This is a genomic window from Klebsiella sp. CN_Kp097 (assembly GCF_040064495.1).
GTDB classification, from domain to species: domain Bacteria; phylum Pseudomonadota; class Gammaproteobacteria; order Enterobacterales; family Enterobacteriaceae; genus Klebsiella; species Klebsiella aerogenes.
Genome location: NZ_JBEAIL010000025.1, coordinates 86,148 through 95,721, shown reverse-complemented (window position 1 = coordinate 95,721; position 9,574 = coordinate 86,148). Strand labels below are relative to the sequence as shown.

12 protein-coding genes and 1 rRNA gene are annotated in these 9,574 nt (G+C 53.9%); 8 read left to right on the top strand and 5 right to left on the bottom strand.

The genetic code is table 11. From position 1 onward, the window contains the following. A 16S ribosomal RNA gene (locus ABLV07_RS20385) occupies positions 1 to 453 on the bottom strand; the annotation flags it as partial. 369 nt (positions 454 to 822) lie between these two features. After that, positions 823 to 1,389, bottom strand: coding sequence for a D-glycero-beta-D-manno-heptose 1,7-bisphosphate 7-phosphatase (gene gmhB, locus ABLV07_RS20380; protein WP_348853790.1), 567 nt, complete (start codon positions 1,387 to 1,389; stop codon positions 823 to 825). Positions 1,390 to 1,577: 188 nt separating this feature from the next. Between gmhB and metN the strand changes: the two genes are divergently transcribed. The 6 genes from metN (at position 1,578) to proS (ending at position 7,165) form a co-directional block, all read left to right on the top strand. Beyond that, entirely contained in the window at positions 1,578 to 2,609 is a 1,032-nt protein-coding gene (gene metN / locus ABLV07_RS20375; RefSeq protein WP_032709919.1) for a methionine ABC transporter ATP-binding protein MetN, read from the top strand. Beyond that, a complete protein-coding gene (locus ABLV07_RS20370; protein WP_015368137.1) occupies positions 2,602 to 3,255 on the top strand; it encodes a methionine ABC transporter permease MetI in 654 nt (217 codons plus the stop codon). Before metN ends, ABLV07_RS20370 begins: the two co-directional genes overlap by 8 nt. 43 nt (positions 3,256 to 3,298) lie before the next feature. After that, entirely contained in the window at positions 3,299 to 4,114 is an 816-nt protein-coding gene (gene metQ, locus ABLV07_RS20365; RefSeq protein ID WP_015368138.1) for a methionine ABC transporter substrate-binding lipoprotein MetQ, read from the top strand. A 108-nt stretch (positions 4,115 to 4,222) separates the two neighbouring features. Next, positions 4,223 to 4,630 (top strand): Rcs stress response system protein RcsF, encoded by a 408-nt coding sequence (rcsF, locus tag ABLV07_RS20360; protein ID WP_348853791.1) that lies wholly within the window; start codon positions 4,223 to 4,225, stop codon positions 4,628 to 4,630. Further along, positions 4,627 to 5,334 (top strand): tRNA (N6-threonylcarbamoyladenosine(37)-N6)-methyltransferase TrmO, encoded by a 708-nt coding sequence (gene tsaA / locus ABLV07_RS20355; RefSeq protein ID WP_020079574.1) that lies wholly within the window; start codon positions 4,627 to 4,629, stop codon positions 5,332 to 5,334. The genes rcsF and tsaA overlap by 4 nt, the downstream gene beginning before the upstream one ends. A gap of 112 nt (positions 5,335 to 5,446) precedes the next feature. Further along, a complete protein-coding gene (gene proS, locus ABLV07_RS20350; protein ID WP_015368141.1) occupies positions 5,447 to 7,165 on the top strand; it encodes a proline--tRNA ligase in 1,719 nt (572 codons plus the stop codon). A 62-nt stretch (positions 7,166 to 7,227) separates the two neighbouring features. Here the strand turns inward: proS and nlpE are convergent, their stop codons facing one another. From nlpE to ABLV07_RS20335, 3 genes are read right to left on the bottom strand one after another with little or no spacing between them, the layout of a single operon-like run. After that, positions 7,228 to 7,926, bottom strand: a complete 699-nt coding sequence (gene nlpE, locus ABLV07_RS20345; RefSeq protein WP_015704456.1) for an envelope stress response activation lipoprotein NlpE — start codon at positions 7,924 to 7,926, stop codon at positions 7,228 to 7,230. A gap of 42 nt (positions 7,927 to 7,968) precedes the next feature. Beyond that, positions 7,969 to 8,382, bottom strand: a complete 414-nt coding sequence (gene arfB / locus ABLV07_RS20340) for an alternative ribosome rescue aminoacyl-tRNA hydrolase ArfB (RefSeq protein ID WP_015368143.1) — start codon at positions 8,380 to 8,382, stop codon at positions 7,969 to 7,971. Beyond that, a complete protein-coding gene (locus ABLV07_RS20335; RefSeq protein WP_015368144.1) occupies positions 8,379 to 8,924 on the bottom strand; it encodes a YaeQ family protein in 546 nt (181 codons plus the stop codon). Before ABLV07_RS20335 ends, arfB begins: the two co-directional genes overlap by 4 nt. A gap of 196 nt (positions 8,925 to 9,120) precedes the next feature. On the opposite strand from ABLV07_RS20335, the gene ABLV07_RS20330 reads away from it, so the two are divergent. Together ABLV07_RS20330 and rof are read left to right on the top strand one after the other, a co-directional pair. Further along, positions 9,121 to 9,321 (top strand): YaeP family protein, encoded by a 201-nt coding sequence (locus ABLV07_RS20330; RefSeq protein ID WP_015368145.1) that lies wholly within the window; start codon positions 9,121 to 9,123, stop codon positions 9,319 to 9,321. Then, positions 9,308 to 9,568, top strand: coding sequence for a Rho-binding antiterminator (gene rof, locus ABLV07_RS20325; RefSeq protein ID WP_015368146.1), 261 nt, complete (start codon positions 9,308 to 9,310; stop codon positions 9,566 to 9,568). Before ABLV07_RS20330 ends, rof begins: the two co-directional genes overlap by 14 nt. Positions 9,569 to 9,574: the final 6 nt, after the last annotated feature.

The window sequence follows — 9,574 nt, the reverse complement described above, 5'->3', positions numbered from 1 at the left end:
GCCTTCCTCCTCGCTGAAAGTACTTTACAACCCGAAGGCCTTCTTCATACACGCGGCATGGCTGCATCAGGCTTGCGCCCATTGTGCAATATTCCCCACTGCTGCCTCCCGTAGGAGTCTGGACCGTGTCTCAGTTCCAGTGTGGCTGGTCATCCTCTCAGACCAGCTAGGGATCGTCGCCTAGGTGAGCCATTACCCCACCTACTAGCTAATCCCATCTGGGCACATCTGATGGCATGAGGCCCGAAGGTCCCCCACTTTGGTCTTGCGACGTTATGCGGTATTAGCTACCGTTTCCAGTAGTTATCCCCCTCCATCAGGCAGTTTCCCAGACATTACTCACCCGTCCGCCGCTCGTCACCCGAGAGCAAGCTCTCTGTGTTACCGCTCGACTTGCATGTGTTAGGCCTGCCGCCAGCGTTCAATCTGAGCCATGATCAAACTCTTCAATTTAAGTTTGATGCTCGTGAATTAAACTTCGTAATGAATTACGCATGTTCACTCAGAGACTTGGTATTCATTTTTCGTCCGAGGACGTTAAGAATCCATGTCACTTTGAGTGCCCACACAGATTGTCTGATAAATTGTTAAAGAGCAGTTGCGACGCGCTTTAGCGCTCTGTCGCGAGGTGGCGTATATTACGCTTTCCTCTTTCAGAGTCAACCCTGAATTTCAGAATTTTTCTCTTCAACCGAACCGGCTGTTTGTGTGAAGTGATTCACATCCGCCGTGTCGATGGAGGCGCATTATAGGGAGCCCGCCGGGAATGACAAGCGGAAAAATACATTTTTATTTCAACCGCTCATCTTTTATACGTAACGCTTATTTTTGCCGCTTTTTGATAGCCGCAGGCAGGTCCGCCAGGCTATTTAGCACCCAATCCGCTGCACTTTCCGCTTCTTCGGTAACCGGCTTACCGGTACGCACCAGCACTTTCGTTCCGACATTCGCCGCCGCAGCCGCCTGCATGTCTTCGAGTTTATCACCCACCATATAAGAAGCGGCCATATCAATATGCAGGAAATCGCGTGCGGAAATGAGCATCCCCGGATGCGGCTTACGGCAATCGCAGGTCTGGCGGAACTCTTCAACGCTCCCCTGCGGGTGATGCGGACAATAATAGATACCGTCGAGATCCACGCCGCGGTCTGCCAGCGACCAATCCATCCATTCGGTGAGGGTCTCAAATTGCGCTTCCGTGAATTTACCGCGCGCGATACCTGACTGGTTGGTCACCAGCACTAACGCAAATTCCATTGCCTTTAGTTCACGCATGGCATCAATGACGCCGTCGATAAACTCAAAGTTGTCGATTTCGTGGACATAACCATGATCGATATTAATCGTGCCGTCACGGTCGAGAAAAATTGCGGGTACAGACTTTGCCACCGGTTTGCTCCTGATAAAGGCTAATGCCGTTAGTATCGCATGTTTCGGCATGCAAGAAAGTGCTCATTATAAAGAGTCAGATTGATTTAGACGTCTGGATGCCTTAACATCCATTTCATTGACAGGCATCGCCTGCACACGGCAGAAGAAAATGCCACGGCAAACGGCTAAACGATAATAAATAACTGATGATTAAACTTTCGAATATTACCAAAGTGTTCCAGCAGGGGAACCGCACCATACAGGCGCTGAACAATGTCAGCCTGCATGTCCCTGCCGGGCAAATTTACGGCGTGATCGGCGCTTCCGGCGCAGGTAAAAGTACGCTGATTCGCTGCGTTAACCTGCTGGAACGCCCAACCGAAGGCAGCGTGCAGGTAGATAACCAGGAACTCACCGCGCTGACTGAAAAAGAACTGACTCGCGCGCGCCGTCAGATTGGCATGATCTTCCAGCACTTTAATCTGCTCGCTTCACGTACCGTTTTCGGCAACGTGGCGCTGCCGCTTGAGCTGGATAACACACCGCCGGCGGAAATCAAACGCCGTGTTAATGAACTGCTTGACCTGGTTGGTCTTGGCGATAAGCATGACAGCTATCCGGCGAACCTCTCCGGCGGCCAGAAACAGCGTGTGGCGATTGCCCGCGCGCTGGCCAGCAATCCAAAGGTGCTGCTGTGCGATGAAGCCACCAGCGCGCTGGACCCGGCAACGACCCGTTCGATCCTCGAACTGCTGAAAGACATTAACCGTCGTCTGGGGCTGACCATTCTGTTGATCACCCATGAAATGGACGTAGTTAAACGTATCTGCGACTGTGTGGCGGTCATTAGCAATGGTCAACTGATCGAGCAGGACACCGTGAGCGAAGTCTTCTCCCATCCAAAGACGCCGCTGGCCCAACAGTTTATTCAATCTACCCTGCATCTGGATATTCCGGATGACTATCAGGCGCGCCTGAAGCCCACGCCGCTGCCTGACAGCGTGCCGATGCTGCGTATGGAGTTTACCGGCCATTCCGTCGATGCGCCGCTGCTGTCGGAAACCGCCCGCCGCTTTAATGTGAATAACAACATTATTAGCGCGCAGATGGATTACGCCGGCGGAGTGAAGTTCGGCATCATGCTGACCGAAATGCACGGCACACAGGAAGATACCCAGGCGGCGATCGCCTGGCTGCAGGAACATCATGTAAAAGTAGAGGTACTGGGATATGTCTGAACCAATGATCTGGCTGCTGGTTCGCGGCGTGTGGGAAACGCTGGCTATGACGTTTGTCTCCGGCTTCTTTGGCTTTGTGCTCGGCCTGCCGGTCGGCGTGCTGCTGTACGTTACCCGTCCGGGGCAGATTGCCGCCAGCGCCCGGCTGTATCGTACGCTATCGGCGCTGGTTAATATCTTCCGCTCGATTCCATTTATTATTCTGCTGGTGTGGATGATTCCATTTACCCGCGTGATCGTCGGTACCTCTATCGGCCTGCAGGCAGCGATTGTGCCATTAACGGTTGGCGCCGCGCCGTTTATCGCACGTATGGTGGAAAACGCGCTGTTGGAGATCCCGACCGGGCTTATCGAAGCCTCACGCGCGATGGGCGCAACGCCAATGCAGATCGTGCGTAAAGTCCTGCTCCCTGAAGCGCTGCCGGGTCTGGTGAACGCCGCCACCATTACGCTCATCACCCTGGTGGGTTATTCCGCAATGGGCGGTGCGGTCGGTGCCGGTGGCTTGGGTCAGATTGGCTATCAGTACGGCTACATCGGCTATAACGCGACGGTAATGAACACCGTACTGGTATTGCTGGTTATTCTGGTTTATTTAATTCAATTCTCTGGCGATCGTATCGTCCGGGCTGTGACTCACAAATAACGTTATTGACACACAACACTAATTCTTACAGGAAGGAAATAACATGGCCTTTAATTTCAAAACCTTTGCGGCAGTTGGCGCATTAATCGGTTCTCTGGCTCTGGTGGGTTGCGGTCAGGATGAAAAAGATCCTAACCATATTAAAGTCGGCGTGATCGTCGGTGCGGAACAGCAGGTTGCTGAAGTTGCGCAGAAAGTGGCAAAAGAGAAGTATGGCCTTGACGTTGAGCTGGTGACCTTCAACGACTACGTGTTGCCGAACGAAGCGCTGAGCAAAGGCGACATCGACGTTAACGCCTTCCAGCACAAACCGTATCTCGACCAGCAGATTAAGGACCGCGGTTATAAGCTGGTTTCCGTCGGCAACACCTTCGTCTATCCGATTGCAGGCTACTCGAAGAAAATCAAATCTCTGGACGAACTGCAGCCGGGCTCACAGATTGCCGTACCGAACGATCCGACCAACCTCGGCCGTTCCCTGCTGCTGCTGCAGCAAGTGGGTCTGATTAAACTGAAAGAAGGCGTAGGTCTGCTGCCGACGTCTCTGGATGTGGTTGAGAACCCGAAAAACCTGAAGATCGTTGAGCTGGAAGCACCGCAGCTGCCGCGTTCTCTGGACGACGCGCAGATCGCTCTGGCAGTCATCAACACCACCTACGCCAGCCAGATTGGCCTGACGCCGGCGAAAGACGGTATCTTCGTTGAAGACAAAAACTCGCCGTACGTAAACCTGATCGTCGCCCGCGAAGATAATAAAGACGCGGAAAATGTTAAGAAATTTGTTCAGGCTTACCAAAGCGATGAAGTTTACGAAGCCGCTAACAAAATCTTTAACGGCGGCGCAGTGAAAGGCTGGTAATCTGCTTTCAGCGTAATATCATTCAGGACGGGCTTTATGCCCGTCTTGTCATTTTTGCAAGCACCTGATTCAATAGCGCCCTGTTTTATAATTCATTGAGGAAATACTATGCGTGCTTTACCGGTCTGTTTGTTAGCACTCATGTTAAGCGGTTGTTCTATGCTAAGCAGATCCCCCGTTGAGCCTGTTAAAAGCACCGCAACCACGCCAGTCCAGACGGAAACGGCTAAACCAAAAGTCTCACGTCCCGCGCCGGTCAGAATCTATACCGATGCCGCCGCGCTGGTTGGGAAACCCTTCCGCGATCTGGGTGAAGTGAGCGGCGAATCATTCCAGGCTTCAAACCAGGACTCCCCACCGAACATCCCGACCGCCCGTAAACGCATGCAAATCAACGCGGCCAAAATGAAGGCCAACGCCGTGCTGCTGCACAGCTGCGAAGTGACCAGCGGTACGCCAGGCTGCTACCGTCAGGCCGTTTGCCTGGGTTCAGCGCTTAACGTCTCGGCGCAATGAGTGCATTTCAGTTCGCGCAAATAGGCGTCATCCGCTCGCCGTATAAAGAGAAGTTTGCCGTTCCTCGCCAGCCTGGTCTGGTTGAACACGGCGGCGGAGAACTCCATCTGCTCGCGCCCTATAACCAGGCTGACGCCGTGCGTGGACTGGAAAACTTCAGCCATCTGTGGGTGCTGTTCGTCTTTCATCAGACCATGGCTGGCGGCTGGCGCCCGACCGTGCGCCCTCCCCGCCTTGGCGGCAACGCGCGCATGGGCGTCTTCGCGACCCGCTCGACATTTCGCCCCAACCCTATCGGCATGTCGCTGGTTGAACTGAAAGGCGTTCGCTGCCAGAAGGATCAGGTAATACTGGAACTTGGCAGCCTCGATCTCGTTGACGGCACGCCGGTGGTTGATATCAAACCTTATCTTCCCTTTGCCGAAGCCCTGCCTGATGCCAGCGCCAGCTATGCGCAACAGGCGCCGCTGGCAGGCATGAATGTCAGCTTTACGCCGGAAATAGAAGCACAGTTACTGACGCTGGAAAAACGCTACCCGCATATCAAAGCGTTTATCCGTGAAGTACTGGCGCAGGATCCGCGCCCGGCTTATCGCAAAGAGGAAGAAGCAGGAAAAACCTACGCCGTCTGGTTGCTCGATTTCAACGTGCGCTGGCGGGTAATCCCCTCCGGTTTTGAAGTCTTTTCTCTCGAACCGCGCTAATTTTATTTTCCTCTCTTTTGGCATCTTTGCCACACTGGTAAACTAAACCACTTTTTTTGTTTCAGGCTGGCTCTCCAGCCTGTTCCGATCGTCCAAATGGAACCGTAACAACATGCGTACTAGCCAATATCTGCTCTCCACTCTGAAGGAGACACCTGCCGACGCCGAAGTCATCAGCCATCAGCTGATGCTGCGCGCCGGGATGATCCGCAAGCTGGCCTCAGGGTTGTACACCTGGCTGCCGACCGGCGTGCGCGTTCTGAAAAAAGTCGAGAACATCGTGCGTGAAGAGATGAACAACGCCGGTGCTATCGAGGTGTTAATGCCGGTAGTTCAGCCTTCTGAACTGTGGCAGGAGAGCGGCCGCTGGGAACAATATGGCCCTGAGCTGCTGCGCATTGCCGATCGTGGCGATCGTCCGTTCGTTCTCGGGCCGACTCACGAAGAGGTTATTACCGACCTGATTCGAAATGAGCTGAACTCGTATAAACAGCTGCCGCTGAACTTTTATCAGATTCAGACCAAGTTCCGCGATGAAGTTCGCCCGCGTTTCGGCGTGATGCGCTCCCGTGAGTTCCTGATGAAAGATGCTTACTCTTTCCATACCTCTCAGGAATCGCTGCAGGAAACCTACGACGCGATGTATACCGCTTACAGCAAAATCTTCAGCCGTATGGGGCTGGATTTCCGCGCGGTACAGGCTGACACCGGTTCGATCGGCGGTAGCGCTTCCCATGAGTTCCAGGTACTGGCGCAGAGCGGCGAAGATGACGTGATCTTCTCTGACAGCTCCGACTACGCGGCGAACATTGAGTTTGCCGAAGCCGTCGCGCCGAAAGAGCCGCGCGCAGCCGCGACGCAAGAAATGACGCTGGTAGACACGCCGAACGCGAAAACCATCGCCGAGCTGGTTGAGCAGTTCAATCTGCCAATCGAAAAAACCGTTAAGACCCTGCTGGTGAAAGCGGTAGAAGATAGCAGCTACCCGCTGGTCGCCCTGCTGGTACGCGGCGATCACGAACTCAACGAAGTAAAAGCGGAAAAACTGCCGCAGGTCGCCAGCCCGCTGACCTTCGCCAGCGAAGAAGAGATCCGCGCTATCGTTAACGCCGGCCCGGGTTCTCTCGGTCCGGTAAACATGCCGATTCCGGTGGTTATCGACCGTACCGTCGCGGCCATGAGCGATTTCGCCGCCGGCGCCAACATCGATGGCAAACACTATTTCGGCATTAACTGGGATCGCGATGTCGCGACTCCGGAAGTTGCTGATATTCGTAACGTCGTTGCCGGCGATCCGAGCCCGGATGGTAAAGGTACTCTGCTTATCAAGCGTGGTATCGAAGTCGGCCACATCTTCCAGTTGGGCACCAAGTACTCCCAGGCGATGAATGCCGCGGTACAGGGTGAAGACGGCCGCAACCAGGTCCTGACCATGGGCTGCTACGGTATTGGGGTGACCCGCGTAGTGGCCGCAGCCATTGAGCAGAACTTTGACGATCGCGGGATTATCTGGCCGGACGCCATCGCGCCGTTCCAGGTCGCTATTCTGCCGATGAACATGCACAAGTCCTATCGCGTGCAGGAGCTGGCCGAGAAGCTGTACGCCGAGCTGCGTGCGCATGGCATCGACGTGCTGATGGACGACCGTAAAGAGCGTCCGGGCGTGATGTTCGCCGATATGGAGCTGATCGGCATCCCGCACACCATCGTGCTGGGCGACCGTAACCTCGACAACGATGATATCGAATACAAACATCGTCGCAACGGCGAGAAGCAGCTGATTAAGACCGGGGATATCGTGAACTACCTGGTGCAGCAAATTAAGGGGTAATTTCCCCTTAAAAGCTAAAAGGCCTCGCAATAGCGAGGCCTTTTTTATAGCAACTGCAAGAATTAATTACCGCAGTCTTTACCCGGAATAAATTTGCTGTCTTTATCCGTCATTAGCGTTTTCATCATCTCGCCGGTATCGGGATTCGCTTCAAGCGTGAAGTGTCCTTCAACCACCAGCAATACCGGACGAGTATCCGTCCCGCGCGCAGCGGCATAATCTCGCTCAAGCTGGGCATTATTGGCAACCGCCACCGTTTTACCTGTGACGCAATCGGTAAAGGTTGCCGCATCCGCCATGTAGAAATACATCCCGCGCATCGCCATCGGCGTCGTCGGCAGGCTGGCCTTCACCGACTCCAGCGTATAGTTAAGCGCAGAGTTAATCGGGTTGCCGTCGCGATCGAGCATCTCAAGCTTATCGCCTTTCGCCCGATAGTAAGATTTCTCGCCTTTACTGTTGGTCAGCACTAGCTTATCAGCGGTACGCGCCCAGGTGCCATACGAAGCGAAAGATGACGGCTCGCGGCTAACGCCCTGATAACGTTCGTTCATTACCCAGGTGCCGTCTTTCTCAAGAAATAACGAGGTCTCAATCCCTTCGCAATCCGCGCAAGGCAAAATACCGCGCCAGCTTTGCTGCATCGGCTTCAGTTCTTCCATCGCCGTCGGCTGTACCGTCTCCACCTCAGCGCGATGGTTACAGCCAAACAGCGCAAAGAGCGAACAGGCCGCTGCGAGCGAAAATACAATTTTCTTCACTGTGAATTCCTTATAATCCATTCCACCCGTCCGCCACGCCTCTCAATGGCGAACTTTCCCACGCAGCGCTTTGACTGAGGACTTTTGCGCCTTGGAGGCAAGTCGTCGCTCTTTTGACGCCCGAGTCGGTCGCGTCTCCCGGCGGCTTTTTTGCACTGCGGTTAATTCTTTTATTAACGCAACCAGCCGCGAGATCGCCGCTTCGCGGTTCATCTCCTGGCTGCGATATTCCTGAGCCTTAATGATAACCACACCGTCAGCAGAAATTAAGTGGTGACTGGCGGCAAGCAGGCGCTCTTTATAAAACTCCGGCAGGCTCGATGCTTTAATATCAAAACGTAAGTGAATCGCCGTCGAAGCCTTATTCACGTGCTGACCGCCCGCCCCCTGTGCGCGGACCCCGGTAAGCGAAATCTCCTCATCCGGGATGGAAACGCTGCGGCTAATCATGATCATGCCGGCTGCTGCCAGGCCGTTAAATGAATTTCCAGATTATTCCGATCGTCGGATAACCAGATGCCGCCGTCCTGCAGGGTTGCCTGCAGCGTCATGGTGCGATCGGCAAAAGCGCTCAGCTGCGCCAGTTGCGCATCATCAAGATACCAGATGGTCAGCTTCGGATACGCCGCAAGCTTATTCTGATTCTGCTGCCACCAGATTTCAGCCGCCCGGCTATTATAGGCGAATAGCGCCACCTCCTGCGCCCGCGAGCAGGCTTTCTTGAGGCGCTTCTCGTCCGGCAGCCCCAGCTCAATCCACAGATCGATGCCCAAATGGTCGTTTAACTGCCATAGCTCCGGTTCATCATCCGAGGACAGCCCGCGGGTGAACTGCAGGCGCTCGTTGGCATATTTTATCCACGCCAGCAGGCGCAGCATCATACGCTCCTGGGTTTCGGAAGGATGTTGCGCCAGCGTCAGGTTAGCATCCAGAAACTGGTTGCGATCCAAATCGGCAACGTTAACCACAGCTTTATAAATCGTCGCTTTCAGCGCCATGAATAAACTCCTGAAAAAAATGGCATACATTGTAGCGAAACTAGCGACAAAAGGCTGTCGTCAATCGCGGGTCCTCCTTTCATCCTGCTGATATTGCTTAGATGACTATGGTATAGTCACCTTGCTAAACAGAGTTTATCTTCGTAGGCTTAAACTTGCATCCCACGGTTAAGTCAGAACGCTGACAGGAGGGCATGTGGATCAATATTGTGAGTTAATACGCAAGCGGTATGCGGAAATAGCCAGCGGAGACTTAGGGTATATCCCGGATGCGCTGGGCTGCGTGTTGAAAGTATTAAATGAGGTTGCGGCGGATCAGGCCCTTTCGGAGTCAGTCAGGGAAAAGGCCGCTTATGCGGCAGCAAACTTATTGGTGAGCGATTATGTCAATGAATGATACTTATCAACCCATTAACTGCGATGATTATGACAACCTCGAGCTTGCCTGCCAGCATCACCTGGTGCTGGCGCTGGCCCTGAAAGATGGTGAACAGCTGCAGGCCAAAGCAAACGATCTTATCTCGCGTAAAAATGTCGAGTATCTGGTGGTAGAACTTGGCGGTAACGTCCGTGAGCTACGTCTGGATAAAATCGCCAGTTTCAGCCATCCTGAAATCGGCACCGTGGTGGTCAGCGAATCCTGAAGCCCA